Source organism: Candidatus Planktophila sp. (assembly GCA_030681675.1).
Classification (GTDB): Bacteria; Actinomycetota; Actinomycetes; order Nanopelagicales; family Nanopelagicaceae; genus Planktophila.
On the sequence record JAUXRP010000040.1, the window covers coordinates 389,433 to 406,556 of the forward strand.

Annotated in this window: 19 protein-coding genes, 3 tRNA genes and 1 pseudogene; 21 read left to right on the top strand and 2 right to left on the bottom strand. The window is 46.4% G+C overall.

The features are described from left to right. Window positions 1-6: 6 nt before the first annotated feature. The 4 genes from Q8K48_09035 to Q8K48_09050 all read left to right on the top strand — a co-directional run bounded on the left by Q8K48_09035 (window position 7) and on the right by Q8K48_09050 (window position 4,220). Window positions 7-906, top strand: coding sequence for a sugar ABC transporter permease (locus Q8K48_09035; protein ID MDP1852540.1), 900 nt, complete (start codon window positions 7-9; stop codon window positions 904-906). Continuing rightward, a complete protein-coding gene (locus tag Q8K48_09040) occupies window positions 903-1,799 on the top strand; it encodes a carbohydrate ABC transporter permease (GenBank protein MDP1852541.1) in 897 nt (298 codons plus the stop codon). Before Q8K48_09035 ends, Q8K48_09040 begins: the two co-directional genes overlap by 4 nt. A 2-nt stretch (window positions 1,800-1,801) precedes the next feature. Then, window positions 1,802-2,752: a zinc-binding dehydrogenase gene (locus Q8K48_09045; protein MDP1852542.1), complete on the top strand. Its 951-nt coding sequence runs from the start codon at window positions 1,802-1,804 to the stop codon at window positions 2,750-2,752. 79 nt (window positions 2,753-2,831) lie between these two features. After that, entirely contained in the window at window positions 2,832-4,220 is a 1,389-nt protein-coding gene (locus tag Q8K48_09050; GenBank protein ID MDP1852543.1) for a rhodanese-like domain-containing protein, read from the top strand. Window positions 4,221-4,232: 12 nt separating this feature from the next. On the opposite strand, the gene Q8K48_09055 is transcribed toward Q8K48_09050, so the two are convergent. Further along, window positions 4,233-5,204 (bottom strand): YhjD/YihY/BrkB family envelope integrity protein, encoded by a 972-nt coding sequence (locus Q8K48_09055; GenBank protein ID MDP1852544.1) that lies wholly within the window; start codon window positions 5,202-5,204, stop codon window positions 4,233-4,235. A 169-nt stretch (window positions 5,205-5,373) separates the two neighbouring features. Between Q8K48_09055 and Q8K48_09060 the strand changes: the two genes are divergently transcribed. The 6 genes from Q8K48_09060 (at window position 5,374) to Q8K48_09085 (ending at window position 7,779) form a co-directional block, all read left to right on the top strand. Next, window positions 5,374-5,446, top strand: a tRNA-Thr gene (locus Q8K48_09060). Between the two features lie 48 nt (window positions 5,447-5,494). Next, window positions 5,495-5,568 (top strand) — tRNA-Met (locus Q8K48_09065). Window positions 5,569-5,664: 96 nt separating this feature from the next. Further along, window positions 5,665-5,835: a 50S ribosomal protein L33 gene (gene rpmG / locus Q8K48_09070; GenBank protein ID MDP1852545.1), complete on the top strand. Its 171-nt coding sequence runs from the start codon at window positions 5,665-5,667 to the stop codon at window positions 5,833-5,835. Beyond that, window positions 5,835-6,224: a MaoC family dehydratase N-terminal domain-containing protein gene (locus Q8K48_09075; protein MDP1852546.1), complete on the top strand. Its 390-nt coding sequence runs from the start codon at window positions 5,835-5,837 to the stop codon at window positions 6,222-6,224. The genes rpmG and Q8K48_09075 overlap by 1 nt, the downstream gene beginning before the upstream one ends. Continuing rightward, window positions 6,221-6,616, top strand: coding sequence for a MaoC/PaaZ C-terminal domain-containing protein (locus Q8K48_09080; GenBank protein ID MDP1852547.1), 396 nt, complete (start codon window positions 6,221-6,223; stop codon window positions 6,614-6,616). Before Q8K48_09075 ends, Q8K48_09080 begins: the two co-directional genes overlap by 4 nt. Before the next feature lie 146 nt (window positions 6,617-6,762). Further along, on the top strand, window positions 6,763-7,779 hold the full coding sequence (locus tag Q8K48_09085) for a UDP-N-acetylmuramate dehydrogenase (protein MDP1852548.1): 1,017 nt from the start codon (window positions 6,763-6,765) through the stop codon (window positions 7,777-7,779). Here Q8K48_09085 and Q8K48_09090 read toward each other — a convergent pair. After that, complete coding sequence (locus tag Q8K48_09090) at window positions 7,776-8,975, bottom strand: pyridoxal phosphate-dependent aminotransferase (protein MDP1852549.1); 1,200 nt, start codon at window positions 8,973-8,975, stop codon at window positions 7,776-7,778. The genes Q8K48_09085 and Q8K48_09090 overlap by 4 nt on opposite strands. A 116-nt stretch (window positions 8,976-9,091) precedes the next feature. Here Q8K48_09090 and Q8K48_09095 point away from each other — a divergent pair. The 11 genes and pseudogenes from Q8K48_09095 to Q8K48_09145 form a co-directional block, all read left to right on the top strand. Continuing rightward, window positions 9,092-9,165: transfer RNA gene (locus Q8K48_09095), tRNA-Trp, on the top strand. 59 nt (window positions 9,166-9,224) lie between these two features. Then, the gene (gene secE, locus Q8K48_09100; GenBank protein MDP1852550.1) at window positions 9,225-9,449 is read left to right on the top strand and encodes a preprotein translocase subunit SecE; all 225 of its coding nucleotides are present in this window, start codon (window positions 9,225-9,227) and stop codon (window positions 9,447-9,449) included. A 9-nt stretch (window positions 9,450-9,458) separates the two neighbouring features. Continuing rightward, a complete protein-coding gene (gene nusG, locus Q8K48_09105) occupies window positions 9,459-10,211 on the top strand; it encodes a transcription termination/antitermination protein NusG (GenBank protein ID MDP1852551.1) in 753 nt (250 codons plus the stop codon). Between the two features lie 37 nt (window positions 10,212-10,248). After that, a complete protein-coding gene (rplK, locus tag Q8K48_09110; GenBank protein MDP1852552.1) occupies window positions 10,249-10,680 on the top strand; it encodes a 50S ribosomal protein L11 in 432 nt (143 codons plus the stop codon). An 89-nt stretch (window positions 10,681-10,769) separates the two neighbouring features. Next, on the top strand, window positions 10,770-11,474 hold the full coding sequence (gene rplA / locus Q8K48_09115; GenBank protein MDP1852553.1) for a 50S ribosomal protein L1: 705 nt from the start codon (window positions 10,770-10,772) through the stop codon (window positions 11,472-11,474). Between the two features lie 83 nt (window positions 11,475-11,557). After that, on the top strand, window positions 11,558-12,697 hold the full coding sequence (locus Q8K48_09120; GenBank protein ID MDP1852554.1) for a cation:proton antiporter: 1,140 nt from the start codon (window positions 11,558-11,560) through the stop codon (window positions 12,695-12,697). A gap of 202 nt (window positions 12,698-12,899) precedes the next feature. After that, window positions 12,900-13,361, top strand: a pseudogene (gene rplJ, locus Q8K48_09125) (50S ribosomal protein L10). A gap of 197 nt (window positions 13,362-13,558) precedes the next feature. Beyond that, window positions 13,559-13,939: a 50S ribosomal protein L7/L12 gene (rplL, locus tag Q8K48_09130; GenBank protein MDP1852555.1), complete on the top strand. Its 381-nt coding sequence runs from the start codon at window positions 13,559-13,561 to the stop codon at window positions 13,937-13,939. 180 nt (window positions 13,940-14,119) lie between these two features. Further along, on the top strand, window positions 14,120-14,746 hold the full coding sequence (locus Q8K48_09135) for a type IV toxin-antitoxin system AbiEi family antitoxin domain-containing protein (GenBank protein MDP1852556.1): 627 nt from the start codon (window positions 14,120-14,122) through the stop codon (window positions 14,744-14,746). Further along, a complete protein-coding gene (locus tag Q8K48_09140; protein MDP1852557.1) occupies window positions 14,730-15,461 on the top strand; it encodes a nucleotidyl transferase AbiEii/AbiGii toxin family protein in 732 nt (243 codons plus the stop codon). The genes Q8K48_09135 and Q8K48_09140 overlap by 17 nt, the downstream gene beginning before the upstream one ends. A 200-nt stretch (window positions 15,462-15,661) precedes the next feature. Further along, window positions 15,662-17,124 (top strand): hypothetical protein (locus Q8K48_09145; GenBank protein ID MDP1852558.1); only part of this gene is annotated, 1,463 nt, incomplete at its 3' end.

Below are 17,124 nucleotides of genomic sequence, written 5' to 3' on the forward strand. Positions count from 1 at the left end.
ACGGCGATGGATAGTAAAAAACCCCATCGCCGTCGAGCTTTTTCTAGGGCCGATAGAACGACACTTACTGCTTTTGTCGGGGTTCCACTTTTCTTTCACTTATTACTTGTTTGGGTACCTGCCTTTCTGACAATTGTTCTCTCATTTACATATTGGTCGGGAATCTCAATATCTCGAATAAAATGGGCAGGCTTTGCCAATTACAAAAACATTTTCTTTGATACTCCCGCTTTTTGGGAAGGGATTCAAAACAACATCATCTGGTTAGTTTGGTTTGCAGGTATTGCTACTCCAATTGGAATCCTGTTGGCCTATCAAATCGATCGTCAGATTCGTGGACACAAATTTTATGAAACTGCTTACTACTTACCTGTTGTTCTATCCTTAGCAGTCACTGGAATTATCTGGAACTTCCTTCTTCGCCCAGATGGCTTCGTAAATGGTCTCTTTGGGCGCGATATTGATAATGCGATCTCATTTTTCGGTAACTACGACATTAATATTTACGTGATTTTGACGATTGCATCATGGCGTCATATTGGCTACATCATGCTCTTATATTTAGCTGGGCTCAAATCCGTCGATATGGCGCTGCGTGAGGCGGCTTCATTAGATGGCGCAACTGAGTGGCAGACGTTTAAGAAGGTTATTTTCCCGGCCATGAAACCGGTAAACGTCATTGTCATTGTCATCACAATTATTGAATCGCTTCGAGCTTTCGATATTGTTTATATTATTTATGGCTCATCCGCGGGCTTCCCAATTTTAGGTACTTTAGTCTTTCAAAATATTGCTGGCGAAGGCGCATCGATGAAAGGTGCCGCCTACGCTGTCATCCTCTTTGTTCTTTCCATTGGTCCGATAATTGCTTACTTACGCACAACTTTTAAGAGTGATGTCCAATGAGCATCGATGTAGAGCTTCAAGCTGCGGCAACGAAGTATCGTAATAAGCAGAAGGTTAAAGATCGCTTTATTTCCCTATTTATCGGTATTTTTGCCATTGTATGGATTTTTCCCATCGCTTGGACGGTCTGGTCCTCCCTTCGCCCGTATAAAGAGGTTCGAGCTAACGGTCTATTTTCAGTTCCAAAAGTATTAAATTTGTCGAACTATGCCGATGCTATCTCGCGCATGGAACTTCCAACATACTTTTTTAATACCGCGTTAATTACAATTCCTGCGGTTTTCTTAACTTTATTCTTTGGCTCACTCATCGCTTTCGTCGTGAGCCGCTACTCATTTAAGTGGAATGTATCTCTTCTCTTGCTATTTACCGCCGGCAATTTACTACCAGCTCAACTTGTCTTTATTCCTGTCTTTAAAATGTACATCACTTTGGGTAAAGCCGTTGGAATTCCGAGACTTTTATATGATTCGCCTTGGGGTGTTGTATTAATTCACGTAGCTTTCCAAATGGGCTTTGCAACCTTCGTATTATCGAGTTACATGAAGACTGTTCCCAAAGAGATTAGCGAGTCTGCAATGGTCGATGGTGCAACCGTATTTACGCACTATACAAAGGTGATGCTTCCATTGTTGCGTCCAGCCTTGGCGTCACTTGCAGTTTTGATGACGACCTGGATTTATAACGATTTCTTTTGGGCTCTGGTCTTGATGTCTACGGATTCTAAGCGACCGATTACTTCGGCCTTGGGTCGATTACAAGGGGAGTTCGTGACTGATTACAATTTATTAGCAGCTGGCGCGGTTATCGCAGCTTTACCGACATTAATTGTTTTCTTCATATTACGGAAGCAGTTTGTTTCTGGCCTAACTCTCGGCTCCACTAAAGGATAGATATGAAAGCTATACAAATTACCGCCTTTGGCGGTCCAGATTCCATGCAATTTGTCGATCTGCCAGATCCGATTCCAGGTCAAGGTCAAGAGGTAATTGATGTAACGTCAATCGGAATCAACTATGCCGATACACATCAGACCGAGAACTCATATCTTTCACCTCAGCGACTTCCCTTGGTACCAGGAATCGAAGTAGTTGGTACAACCGCTTCAGGAGTTCGCGTTTTAACTCCAGTGGCCAGTGGAGGATATGCGCAAAAAGCTCTGGCATATAGCGCGGCCATGATTGAAATTCCCGATGGCGTTACTGACGAACAGGCCTTGTGCATGTTAGTTCAGGGCTCAACGGCGTGGCATATTTTGAAAACAGTCGGGCATGTCAAAGCTGGAGAAAGCGTCGTGATTCATGCGGCTGCAGGAGGAGTTGGAACAATTGCAATTCAACTAGCAAAGTTGTGGGGCGCTAAAGTTATTGCCGTTGCATCAACCCAAGCAAAGCGCGATTTAGCAAAATCTTTAGGCGCCGATGTTGTTATCGATGCCGATCAAGAGAGGCTACATGAAACAATTCTCGAGGCAAATAATGGCAAGCCAGTTGATTTAGTTTTAGAGATGGTTGGAGGCAAGACATTTGATGCCAGCCTTGAAGCACTCGCTCCATTCGGTCGCTTGATTACATATGGAATGGCATCGCGAAAAGCTCCGACTGTAATTCATCCGGGATCACTAATGGGTGGCTCAAAAACAATTACCGGCTTTTGGCTCTCACACTGCTTCGGAAGGAAAGAGTTGTTAAATGATGTTATTGCTGAGCTATTTTCATTAGTCGAAAGCGGAAAACTCAAACCGATAATCGGCGCAACTTTTGGTTTGAGCCAAGCAGTGGAGGCGCATAAGGCAATGTTGGCCCGAGAGACGACGGGCAAAATTACGCTAAATCCTGCGCTTTAAGGTTCGAGTTCACCGATCCCTGAGCCAGTGATGATTCTCACGATTCAATAGTTGTTAAACTTTTGGAGAGGGAGTAAATATGTCGCTAAAGATTATAAATCTAGATACCCCAACCTTAGGCGATCGTTCATATATTGCCCACGATGGGAAAACCGCCCTCGTGGTTGATCCACAGCGCGACATCGATCGGGTTGAGGAGATCATTGAGGCTGAAAATCTTCATATTGGAGCGGTCGTCGAAACCCACATGCATAATGATTACGTTAGTGGTGGGTTGGTACTTGCCCGCAAATATGGCGTCAAGTATGTGACTAGCGCACAAGACCCAGTAAGTTTTGATCGACAAGCAGTAAAAGATAATGAAGTCATAAACGTAGGTGATTTTGCAATTAAAGCCATTCATACCCCAGGCCATACTTTTACGCATATGGCCTTTATTTTGTTGACGCAAGAAAATGACGCACAAAGTATCTTTACTGGTGGATCAATGTTGCATGGCTCCTCTGGCCGACCGGATCTACTTGGTTGGAATAATGCAGCTACTCTTGCCGGGTTACAACATGAATCTATTCGTCGAATTGTTAAACTGCTAGAGGATAAAATTACCATTCACCCCACTCATGGTTTTGGGTCATTTTGTGCAGCTACACCAACTAGTGGAGATTCATCCACCATTGCCGATGAAAAACGTAATAACCCCGCCCTGTTATTGGATAGTGAGAGTTTCATCTCCCAGACGCTTGCTGGTCTTGATACTTTCCCCACATATTTCAAGCTGATGGGTGCGATTAATTGCTCAGGCGCAGGACCCATTGATATCTCCGCACTAAAAGCATCCTCAACTGAGGAAGTGTTAAAAGCGATAGGTGCTGGCGTGTGGACTTTAGACTTACGATCTAGAAACTCATATATTCAGGGACATATTCCAGGAACACTCTCATTTGGATTAGATGGATCTTTTGCCAGTTACTTTGGATGGATATTTCCTTATGAGGATACTTTGATATTACTCTCAGACAGGAATGAAGATATCGCCACTGCACAACGAGAATTAGTACGGATTGGAATTGATCGGCCTATTGGCGCCTTTGTTGATAACTTAAAAAGCATCACTGGGCTTAAAAAGAATAGAGAAATTACATTCAAAGATGTTGCGGCAGGCCTAAAGAATCCCGACTTTCTCATCCTTGATACGCGTAGCAAAGGCGAATGGCGCACCTCTCATATCCAAGGAACGATAAATATTCCGTTTTATGAATTAGCCGCTCGAACCACTGAGTTACGACGTGAAAAAGAGATTTGGGTGCACTGTGCTAGTGGTTATCGTGCTTCAGTTGCGTTGGGTATTTTGGAAACCGCGGGCTATAGAGCAGTTCTGGTAAATGATGATTATGAGAACAGTGCACATGTTGCTGGATTAAAAATCATTACGGGAACTGCTGACGCAGGAAAACCTAGAGAACCTTAAGTGTTGATTCGTTTACTCAGTGAATTTGACTGCGATTTTCTGTTCGGGGCGACGCTTTTCAACGGCGGCGGTTTCAATCAGAAATTCTTTGTCAGCTGAGGTCAAGGGCGGCTGGGTAATGCTGCGCGGCCACAGGTGATGAGCGCGGACTACGTCGGCTTCAATGGCATAAACGGTGACGGTGGCTTGCAAGCCGAACCAGGCAAGTAATCCGAGGACGACACCGAAGAATCCGGCGAGCGCCTGGGCATGTTTGAGATTGTGGCTAATAATGATCCCCGCCAGGCTGAGCAGAATCTGCCAAGCGATACTGGACAAGATGGCACCAAGAAGTAGGTCGCGGGTGGCGATGATTGTGGCGGTGGCAATCCGGAAAGCGGCGAGGAAGAGGCCGATACCAATTGCAGTTGAGAGGGCGAAGGCCAGGGTCTTACTGGGTACCCCGCTAATCCCCAAAGTTTCACCTGCCCCGACTAGCGATGCAGTGGCCGTGTTGACGATGGTTCCGACGCCTAGCAATCCAAGTAGGCCGAAGGTGCGCAGGTAGTTGGAGGGGAATCCAGGTCGGGCCACTTTGGGGACGTTCCAGAGAGTATTGAGCGTATTTTGTAAGGCGTTGCCCAACCCTCGTCCGCCCAGAATTGCGCCAACGGTGCCGATAATAAAGGCGGGGGTGGAGTGCCCGAGTGAGGCGAGCCCGATTTGAGAACCTAACTGGGTACCGATGATAGGGAACTGGGCCAGTGCCGAAGTTTGGATGTTGGCCTGTAACAAAGGATTTCCTTTGAGTACCATTCCGAGTATGCCCGATAATGCCAGCAGCAATGGGAAGGTCGCCAGGAAGGCGAAGTAGGTCAGAAGTGCGACAAGATTGCCGGCTTGGTCGTCGCCAAATTTCTTAAAGACGGCAAAGACGAAGGCGGGGAACCGGTGCCGTTGCTGCCAAGCATCTAGGGTACGGACGCGCCTTTCAATGTAGTTCATGAAAAACTTCCCTCTTTTGAACAGGATTGTAGTTGACCAAGCTCCACGTGTGGCCTCTGCCACGGCGTCGGTTGCCAGTGCAAATGCGGCACATGCTTAAATGAAGGTTTAAATGAGCGTGAGATGAAGATACATCGGGCGTGTTAAACTCACGCGTTCTCAGATCAGCGCCCCCCTAGCTCAGTTGGTAGAGCGTTTCCATGGTAAGGAAGAGGTCACCGGTCCGATTCCGGTGGGGGGCTCGAAGAGAATCCCTCCATCAGGAGTGGTTCATTTCAAAGCACACCCTTGGCGGGGTAGCTCAGCTTGGTAGAGCAAGCGGCTCATAATCGCTGTGTCGTGGGTTCAAATCCCGCTCCCGCTACGAGTATTTCCTGTGCGAATTTCGCGCATTGAGTGGCCTCAGGTAACCTAAGCCACCTCAATAGTCCGTTCAGAAATCGATAGAAGGAGTAAGACCATGGCAAGTAAGAGCACGGACGTACGTCCGAAAATCACCATGGCCTGCGTCGATTGCAAAGAGCGTAATTACATTACTAAGAAGAACCGTCGCAACGATCCCGACCGCATGGAGCTAAAGAAGTTCTGTCCACGTTGCAAGCTTTCAACGCTTCACCGCGAAACCCGCTAATGATCAATCCCGATTCGGTCGGGCGCACTTTTAAGGGTGCAGATCAAGTCACTGTTACACAGTCTGAGATTGATGCTTTTGCTGCCGTAATTGGCGAAAGCGATACGAGCGTTGCGCCTCCAACTTTTTCTATTCGAATCTCACTCTCACAATATGAATCTATTTTGACTCAACCTGAAATTGGTGTTGATTGGTCGCGCTTAGTGCACGGAGATCAAAAGTTTGAAATTTATCGTCCAGTTGTCGCTGGAGATGTTTTCACTTGCTCGGCGACAATTGAAACTTTGCGAACCGTCGCCGGGAATGAAATTATTTCGGTCCGATCCGACCTGCACAATGGCGCCGAGTTAGTTGTCTCATCTTGGTCAACTTTGGTGGTACGCGGATGATTAATGTTGGCGATGCGGTTCCTACAAAGGTTTTCTATCTAGATCGCGCCTTACTTAAATCGTATGCAGATGCTAGTGGAGACCAAAACCCAATTCATCAGAACGAAGAAATAGCGATTTCAGTCGGGCTCCCTAATGTAATTGCCCATGGAATGTTGACCATGGCGCTGGCGGGGAAATTCGTATCCGATTGGGCAGGTGGCAGCGCCAATGTTAAAGAGTTTTCTGTGCGCTTTATTAAGCCCGTAATTGTGCCAGTCGACGAAAAAGTTGATTTAACTCTTAGCGCAACGGTTGTAGAAGTAGATGGGGATCGAATTAAGTTAGAGCTAGTGGCTACCTCGGCCGGGGTTAAAGTGCTTGGAATGGCTAAAGCTGTAGTCATCACATGAGCGCGCCAGATTCAGTCGTAGATGTTGAGAACGGTTTTGGAACTCATAGAAAAAGCAGCATTTATTACTCTGGCTTATGCCCGCGTTAGCTCGAGCGCTTTAATGGTAAAAGCGCAATTTCATCTCCACGCCGCTAATCTTTAGCCATGGAGCAGTTATCTCAATACACCAGCCTTCGTGTGGGTGGTCCAGCTACAAAAATTGTCCATGTATCAACAGAGTCAGAAATCATTGATGCGATCACCGCTGCGGGGGATTCTCCAATCTTAATTATGGGTGGTGGGACTAACGTTTTAGTTGCAGACAGTGGCTTTGACGGAACAGTAATTCATATTGCAAATAACAGCGTGGAAGCTGAAGTTGATGCATGCAGTGGTGCAACCTTGACTATTGGAGCCGGCGAAAATTGGGATAGTTTTGTTTCAACAACCATTACCCGAGGATTTGCAGGTCTTGAAACTTTGAGCGGAATTCCAGGAACAGTTGGAGCAGCTCCAATTCAAAACATTGGTGCGTATGGCCACGAAGTGAGTGAGTTTATAACGCGGGTACGAACCTATGATCGCCTGAAAAAGGAAGTAAAAACATTCACAAACGCCGAATGTGAATTTTCATATCGAAACTCTTACTTTAAGGCTCACCCTGGTCGATACGTAGTTCTAGATGTGGCTTTTCAACTGAGGATTGGTGAAAAAACAACACCGATTACCTATCTTGAGCTTGCTAAAAAACTTGGAATTGAAATGGGTGATAAAGCCTTAGTCATTGATTGTCGAAAGGCCGTACTAGAGTTGAGAGCCAATAAAGGAATGCTTCTCTCGGCCGAAGACCACGACTCATGGTCGGCTGGATCGTTTTTTACAAATCCAATTGTTTCCCAGCAAGTAGCGGACGCACTTCCTAATGCTGCGCCAAAGTGGCCGCTCAATGATGGAAATGTAAAGATTTCAGCGGCTTGGTTAATCGAACACTCGGGAATCCAAAAAGGTGATGAAATTGGCGGAGCACGAATTTCGATGAAGCATGTTTTAGCGCTTACAAACTCTGGGACAGCTACAGCGTCAGATATTGCAGCGTTAGCTAAGCACGCGAGAGATCAGGTGCAAACTAGTTTTGGGATCACATTAGTAGCTGAGGTAAACCTCATTGGTATTGAGATTTAGCCTTCGGTTAAGAGTTTTTTAATACGTCCTATACCTTCGACAATATCGGCATCGCTCGTTGCATATGAAAAACGTAGGTATCCAGATGGGCCAAAAGCTTCTCCTGGCACAGCGGCAACCTCAACTTCTTCTAGTAAAATCGTTGCTAATTCGGCTGAAGTTTGTGGAACCTTACCGCGAATAGTTGTGCCAAGCACTCCTTTAACCGATGGATATACATAGAAGGCACCTGTTGGTGTTGGACAGACAAATCCAGGAATCTCATTGAGCAGACCCACAATTAGAGTTCTGCGACGATTGAAAGCCTCACCCATTGCTTTAACTGCAGTCAAGTCACCACTAACTGCAGCAATCGCGGCCCGTTGTGAAACATTTGAAACATTTGAAGTCAAGTGAGATTGCAGATTGGTTGCTGCTTTAATGACATCTTTTGGTCCGATCATCCAACCAACACGCCAGCCAGTCATTGCATAAGTTTTTGCAACACCGTTCACGATGATGCATGTGTCGGCAAGCCCAGGGACTAAGACCGGCATGCTCGGTGCAGTGGCACCGTCATAAAGCAAGTGCTCGTAAATCTCGTCTGAGATTACCCAAATGTTATTTTTTAGCGCCCACTCACCAATCGCCTTAACCTGCGTCGGTGAATATATCGATCCAGTTGGATTAGATGGTGAACAAAACAAAATCGCTTTTGTCTTTGGAGTTCGTGCAGCTTCTAACTGTTCAACGCTCACTAAATAGTTTTGAGTTTCGTCGGCAAATACTTCAACTGCAACTCCACCGGCCAATTTGATGCACTCTGGATACGTTGTCCAAAATGGCGAGGGTAACAAGACCTCGTCACCATCATTAATAATTGTTGCGAAGGCTTGATATACGGCCTGCTTTCCGCCATTGGTAACTAAAACCTGATCAGGTGTTATCTCGTAATGAGAGTCACGCATTGTCTTTGCGACAATTGCTGCACGAAGCTCGGGCAGTCCAGGTGTCGGTGTGTATCGATGATTAGAGGGAATATGAGCTGCAGCAGCCGCGGCTTCGACGATGTAATTAGGAGTTGGAAAATCAGGCTCGCCGGCGCCAAAGCCGATAACTGGACGGCCTTGGGCTTTAAGCGCTTTGGCCTTGGCATCGACGGCCAATGTGGCAGATTCAGCGATCGCGGCGATTCGGGATGAAATTCGTGAGCTCATGGCCCTAAGTCTGCCGTATCTGCGAAGCGAGTTAGACCGGAACCCCTCCTAGCCTCTACACTTCAACGCTCACGAGGGTTTGCTTTTCCCTATGGTTTTGCCATGCCTTCGTGCGAAGGGCAGTAGCTCAATTGGCTAGAGTTGCCGTCTCCAAAGCGGCCGGTTGGGGGTTCGAGTCCCTCCTGCCCTGCAAGATGTACATGTTCAGAGTTGTAATAGGTAAGTACTTGAAGAGAAAAGGAAATGACGATGACAGAGTCACCTGATCACGTAGCCGAGAAGCTAGGGCTATTTGCGCGCGTCGGCCTTTTCTACCGCCAAGTTACAAGTGAGTTGACCAAGGTAGTTTGGCCAACTCGTAAGCAGCTAACGACTTATACCGCCGTTGTTTTGGTCTTCGTATCTTTCATCATTGCAGTTGTCTCACTTCTCGATCTCGTATTAACCAAGATCGTCTTCTGGGTATTTGGATAAGGAAGAGAAATGACTGAAGAACTCAACATCGAAATACAGAAGCCAGATGCCTTCGAAGCAGCTCTTGCCGCCTCTGCAACTCAAATCGCAGCACCAGAAGTTGAAGTCACTGAGGATGTAGTTGTAACTGCAGATCCCGAACTCGCGCTCGCTTCAGATGAAGATGGCGATATCGAATCCGATGAAAACGATCCAAACGCTGAATTTCGTCGCACACTGCGCACGGCACTTGGAGATTGGTATGTAGTTCACTCGTATGCCGGTTATGAGAAAAAAGTTAAAGGCAACCTTCAGACTCGTATTCAATCTTTAAATATGGAGGATTATATTTTCCAGATTGAAGTTCCCGAAGAAGAGGTTAAAGAGCTCAAAAACGGCGCTTTCAAAATGGTTAAGCGCAATATCTATCCTGGTTATGTTTTAGTTCGCATGGATCTCACTGATGAATCTTGGTCGGCAGTTCGTAACACTCCTGGTGTTACTGGATTTGTTGGTAACGCCCATCACCCAAGTCCATTGAATATGGATGAAGTCGAAAAGATATTGGCACCACGACCAGTTAAGAAATCAGACAAAGTTGATATTCGCTTAATTGATTTCCAGATTGGCGAATCGGTAACTGTAATGGATGGTCCATTTGCAACGCTCCCAGCTTCGATTTCAGAGATCATGCCAGAGCAGGCTAAGTTGAAGGTTCTCGTCTCTATCTTCGGTCGCGAAACACCAGTAGAGCTTTCATTTGCGCAAGTACAAAAGATTTAATTACCCTAGTAAACGATAAGAAAAAAGAGGACAAGAAATGGCACCAAAGAAGAAGGCAACCGGCTTTATCAAGTTGCAGATCCAAGCTGGCTCGGCAACACCTGCTCCACCAGTGGGTCCTGCCCTTGGCCAGCATGGTGTCAACATTATGGAGTTCGTTAAGGCATACAACGCTGCAACTGAAGCTCAAAAGGGTCAGATCATTCCAGTAGAGATCACTGTCTACGAAGATCGCTCATTCACTTTCGTCCTTAAGACACCTCCAGCATCACGTCTTATTTTGAAGGCCGCTGGCGTTGAAAAGGGCTCTGCAGTTCCACACAAGACCAAGGTCGCTAACATCACCATGGCTCAAGTTGCTGAAATCGCAAAGGTAAAGATGGATGACTTAAATGCAAATGACATCGATGCCGCATCACGCATAATCGCTGGCACTGCACGTTCAATGGGAATAACAACGAACGGATAAATAAAGAATTCTCCTTCTCATCGTGAGAAAGAGATGTGGGAGAACCGCGCTGGTTCGCCAACCACAACCTAGGAAAGAATGAGGATGAAATGAAGCGTTCAAAGAAATACAACGAGGCTGCGGCTAAGGTAATTAAAGATCACCTTTACACCCCACTCGAAGCTGTAACACTTGCAAAGGAAACAACAACGGTTAAGTACAATGCATCTATTGAAGTTGCGTTGGTTCTTGGCGTTGACCCAAAGAAGGCCGATCAAGCGATTCGCTCAACGGTTAACTTGCCACATGGCACAGGAAAGACTGCACGCGTTTTAGTTTTTGCTAATGGCGATAAGGCCGATGCTGCTCGCGCAGCAGGTGCTGACATTGTTGGCGGCGACGAATTAATCGAAGAGGTCGCAAAGGGTCGCCTTGATTACGATGCAGTAGTTGCAACACCAGATCTCATGGGAAAGGTCGGTCGCCTTGGAAAGGTGCTTGGACCACGTGGCTTGATGCCAAACCCAAAGACCGGAACAGTTACAACCGATGTTGCAAAAGCAGTTACAGATATCAAGGGCGGAAAGATTGAGTTCCGCGTTGATAAAAACTCAAACCTTCACTTCCTTATTGGTAAGGCATCATTTACCGCCGAGCAGCTTGCAGAAAACTACGCAGCTGCTATGGAAGAAGTTCTGCGAGCAAAGCCAAACTCTTCAAAGGGTCGCTATATTCAAAAGGCAGTTATCTCAACAACGATGGGACCTGGAATCGCAGTGGACCCAAACCTCGTTCGCGAGCCTGCATCTAATTAAGCAGAATTAATAAGAAGGGCCTCGGCATTGCGCCGGGGCCCTTTTTATTCCCTGGAATGTATGCAATTACCTAGACTTACGTTATGGCATCAATTGTTGAAACCGCACCTCTAGTACTCGATGTTGGTGTTGTCTTAACTGTCGCAGCGACCATGGGTTTCCTCGCCCGAAAAATTGGCTTGCCATCGGTAATGGGTTACCTACTTACAGGTTTAGTTGTTTCCCCTTTCACACCAGGATTTGTTGCTGATAACAATCAACTCGCACTACTTGCAGATATCGGTGTCGTCTTACTGTTGTTTGAAGTTGGAATCGAAATTGATCTTCGCCGAATTAGTAGAGAACAGAAAGCTCTACTCTGGGGGGTGCCTGCACAGGTTGCGATTGGTTTATTAATCGGTACACCAGTATTCCTCTGGTTGGGGATTCCTGCACTTGGCGCTCTACTCTTAGCTCTCTCTGTTGCAATGTCATCAAGTGTTGTCATCGTAAATATAACTAGGAGTCCTCGACGTACAACGGATACCCCAACTGAAGATGCATTATTAGGGTGGTCCGTTGTCCAAGATGTTGTAGGTGTTACTTCTGCAGCGGTGATCCTGGCTCTATTTGGTGCCGGCGATAAACCCTTGCCCGTAGCAATTGGTGGGTTATTTGGTTTTGCCTTTATTGCAATGGTTGCTTCAAAAATGCTCCCAAAGCTTTTACGAATTGTGCGCTGGGAGAGAGATTTATTTCTCATTTATTCAGTCTCAATTGGATTGGTGCTTGCAGCAATGGGAACTGTTGTGTTTGGAATCCCAATGGCACTTGCAGGATTCGTTGCAGGTCTTGCAATTAACCAAAGCAGAGATACAGATGAGGTAAGAAAGGCAATCTTGCCTTTCCGCGATTTATTTGCAGTTTTATTTTTTGTAGTTATTGGTTCTTTAATTGAACCAGGACAAATTAGTAAAGCTTGGCCATTTGCGTTGCTGCTTCTTGTAATGATGGTGGTTCTTAAATCTCTACCAACTGCTTTGCTCTCAAAGTTGGGCAAGATGAATGTAAGGCGCCTGCAATTTGCGATTGGCATTAGCCAGATTGGGGAGTTCTCATTTGTGTTGGGCTCATTGGCGTATTCCCAGGAGGCTCTTACTCAATCTCAATACACCGGCGTCCTATTGGCGGTCGTGTTATCCATTATGGGATCAACCCTGTTGGCACGCAGGGTCCCCGCATAAATTAGCCAATTTGACCCTGAAGACTGCCGACCCTTAGCCTTACCCCATAACCAAAGACCGCAGGTCTGGATTAACCGCAAGGTTGGTTCATTAAATGAGGAAATCTCAACCCGCGTAGGTGTACACATTAATCCGTGCACGCTTACGCGTCACGGATTTTTTATTGCCCTGAAGTCGCTAAGTACCAGGAAAGGTGAACCGAATGGCTCGCCCAGATAAAGAAGCAGCAGTTGCAGAACTGACGGAAGATTTCCGCACAGCTACAGCAACAATCCTCACCGAGTATCGCGGACTTTCTGTGACCTCGATGAAACAACTACGTCGTGCACTCGGTGATAAAACCAAGTATTCAGTAGTGAAGAACACTCTTACAAAGATTGCAGCAAAGAATGCCGGCGTTGATCTCTCACCAGATCTACTCGTTGGTCCTTCTGCAGTTGCATTCGTTAATGGCGATGCAATCGACGCGGCTAAGAGCCTGCGCGATTTCGCTAAAGAGAATCCATTTCTTGTGATCAAGGGTGGAATCTACGAAGGCAAAGCAGTTACTAAAGAAGAGATCATGCAACTTGCAAATCTTGAATCTCGCGAGGTTCTACTTGCAAAGCTTGCTGGCGCTATGAAGGGATCGCTTGCTAAGGCAGCACGTGTATTCGATGCTCTCCGTATCAAGATGGTGTCCGAACAATCAGAGAACGGTACTGAGTCCGAGGTGTCCGAAGCAATAGCTAACGAAGCTGTGGCAGAAGTGTCCGAACCAGCAGCAATCGATGCCGTGTCCGAGGTTCCAGCTGAAGCTGTGACTGCAGATGTAGTGTCTGAAGAATTAATAACATCAACAGAAGAGAAGGAATAACGAATATGGCAAAGCTCAATACAGAAGACCTATTGGCACAGTTCAAGGAAATGACATTGGTCGAGCTCTCAGAGTTCGTTAAGTCATTTGAAACTGAGTTCGACGTTACTGCCGCTGCTCCAGTAGCAGTTGCAGCAGCAGGTGGCGCAGCCGCTGGTGCAGAAGCAGCACAAGATGAGTTCTCAGTTGTTCTTGAATCAGCTGGCTCAGCAAAGATTGCAGTTATCAAGGAAGTTCGCGGACTCAACTCAAGCCTTGGCTTGAAAGAGGCCAAGGATCTAGTTGATGCCTGCCCAACTGTTCTCCTTGATAAGGTAAACAAGGAGACAGCTGATAAGGCAAAGGCGGCCCTTGAGGCTGCTGGCGCAACTGTCACAATCAAGTAATTTCGCTCGAAAACCCCTCTGCTGGTTGGACCGGGGACTTGTTCCGTTAAAGTCCCCTCGGCCCTCCCGTCAGAGGGGTTTTTCTATGTTTGATATGTTGAAATGCACACAATCAACCAATTTAGAGTTAAAGTATTATAGAAGTTGGCAATTACCCAACCTTTATATTACTATTTGACAATGGTAGCGCCTATTGCCTCGTTACAACGGGGAGTTCTACGCCCAAGAGATGCCTCACGGCTTTATGTCCAGCCCCGCTCCGAATTTTTACGTTTAGAAAAAACTGGGGTGCTACTTAAAGTTGCTCACGGCTATTACGCGGTTATTCCCGAGGCCAATAGAGGTAGAGAGTGGCGACCCGATATGGAAGCGATTGCTCTTGGGATTGGGCAAGCTGATTATGGCAAAGAGGCAGTCTCTTTGATGCATATCTCTGCAGCAAGAATTCATGGTGCGATACCGCGCGCAATCGGAGTCGCAGTTCTTGCGGTTCCTAAGCAAAGACCCACTTTAGAAACGAAATTTGGGCGAATTTTTTTTGTAAAGAGGAATGTTGGGCAGTTGAGACGGATTCGAATTGCCACAGAACTCGGATCAGGTTGGACTACTAATCTTGAACAAACAGCTTTAGATCTAGCAAAGAGAGAGAATCTGATTTCAGATTTCTCAGATGTTGCTCGAGAGGCCGCTATTGCACTTGTTTTGCGCATCGATAAAGAGAAGCTGCAAAATTTTGCAAAAGAGAGACATATGGGTTCCAGTCTGGAAAAAGTAGAAACTTGGGTGGCCAATGCTAGATCCGCATGAAGCGTTAACTATCCAACAACTCTTCAGCACTTCTTTTTCACAGGTGCAAAAAGATCACGCGATTAGTCATGTGCTCTCTGTCTTGCGCAATTTCACAACAGATCTAGTTTTCTATGGTGGAACAGGTCTAGCCCGAACATTTTTGGAGCGTGGGCGGCTTTCAGAAGATATCGATATCTTTACTTCCAATCGAATTGATCTAATTCGCGAACTTGACTCACTCCCAGAGTTAATTCTTCAAGAATTTCCAGAGGCATATTGGAGTGTTAAGCCATCACAGATATCTGAACCAGGTAAGGCACTACTAGTTTGTCAATCAGGCGTTCAAATCGAAGTCCAAGCAATTTCAGTTCAGATGAGAGGATGGAAGGAAATCCCGGTAGCTCCAAGAGAAATACACCAGCGTTACTCAGATGTGCCCAAGATCGTGCTCAAAACTCCAACATTAGATGGGTTTTCGGCGATGAAATTGGCGGCTTGGTTCGATAGGGGAACATCAAGAGATCTTTTTGATTTGGAGGGTCTGACTCATTTGGGTCCGGTTTCGTCCCGTACCCGAAATTTGATGGTAGAGCTCTTAGGCGTAAATCTGACTTTTGCGATGTTGGATCGAAGGGTTGTGGGCTACTGGCGAGATGATCTCGCTCATCAAACGAGGCTAGAAATCACTGAGGAGCAGGCTTTATCCCGGGTTTTGGAGTGGTGGGGCCGCTGATGCTGTCTGGGATTTTCTTTCCCCATTGAGAGCCAATCCGCTGGCAAACTGACCCCTTTAGATGTATAAGTGCCCGGTTGGACAGGTTCGGGGTCAGGGCGGTACCCTACACCTTCGCACAAAAAACTTTTGGTCAGGGCATATAGCGGCTGAGACCTAATAGTTGTGTGTTCCCGCATTATTGTCTGGAAGGACATCTCTTGGCCGCGTCTAAAAAATCATCAGTAGCACCACGCCGAATCTCTTTCGCAAAAATCCGTGAACCTCTCGAAGTTCCAAACTTATTAGCGTTGCAAGTTGAAAGCGTTGATTGGTTATTGGGCAACGATGCATGGCGCTCGCGTATCGCAGCAACCGATTCTATGAATCGTGGAGAGATCCCTACTACTTCAGGTTTGGAAGAAATCTTTGAAGAGATTTCACCGATTGAAGATTTCCAAGGAACTATGAGTCTTACATTCCGTGATCACCGCTTTGAGCCGCCTAAGTACTCAATCGATGATTGCAAAGAGCGCGACATGACTTATTCGCAACCTCTATTCGTAACTGCTGAGTTCACAAATAACATCACAGGCGAAATTAAATCTCAGACGGTATTTATGGGCGACTTCCCAGTGATGACAGCTCGTGGAACTTTTGTTATTAACGGTACTGAGCGCGTTGTAGTTTCTCAGATTGTTCGCTCACCTGGTGTTTATTTCGAGCGTACAATCGAAAAAACTTCTGATAAAGATGTATTTACTGCAAAGGTGATTCCAAGTCGTGGTGCTTGGCTTGAATTTGAAGTCGATAAGAAAGATCTCGTTGGTGTTCGCATCGACCGCAAGCGCAAGCAGTCAGTAACTGTTTTCTTAAAGGCACTTGGCTGGAGCGAAGAGCAGATTCTTGAAGAGTTCGGTGATTTCGAATCCATCCGTGCAACACTTGAAAAAGATACTGTTAAAACTCAGGACGAGGCGCTTCTAGATATTTATCGCAAGCTCCGTCCCGGTGAGCCTCCAACTAAGGAAGCTGCACAGAATTTAATTGAAAACCTTTACTTCAATCCAAAGCGTTATGACTTGGCCAAAGTCGGTCGCTTCAAGGTTAATAAGAAGCTGGGCTTAGATCTTGAGCTCAAGGCTTCACTCCTTACAATCTCCGACATTGTTGCGACATTGCGCTACTTAGTAGCTCTTCACCGTGGCGACCTTTTGATGGAGTACGGCCGCGAAGTACGTGTAGAAAAAGACGATATCGATCACTTCGGTAACCGTCGTTTGCGCACAGTTGGCGAGCTCATTCAGAATCAAGTTCGCATCGGCCTCTCACGTATGGAGCGCGTAGTTCGCGAGCGTATGACTACACAAGATGTAGAAGCAATCACGCCGCAGACTCTGATTAACATTCGTCCAGTAGTCGCTTCGATTAAGGAGTTCTTCGGAACTTCTCAGTTGTCGCAGTTCATGGATCAAACGAACCCACTTTCGGGTCTTACTCACAAGCGCCGTCTTTCAGCGCTTGGACCTGGTGGTTTATCACGTGATCGTGCGGGCTTTGAAGTCCGTGACGTTCACCCTTCTCACTATGGTCGAATGTGTCCAATTGAAACTCCTGAAGGTCCAAACATTGGACTTATCGGTTCACTTGCAACATATGGTCGAGTAACGGCATTTGGATTTAT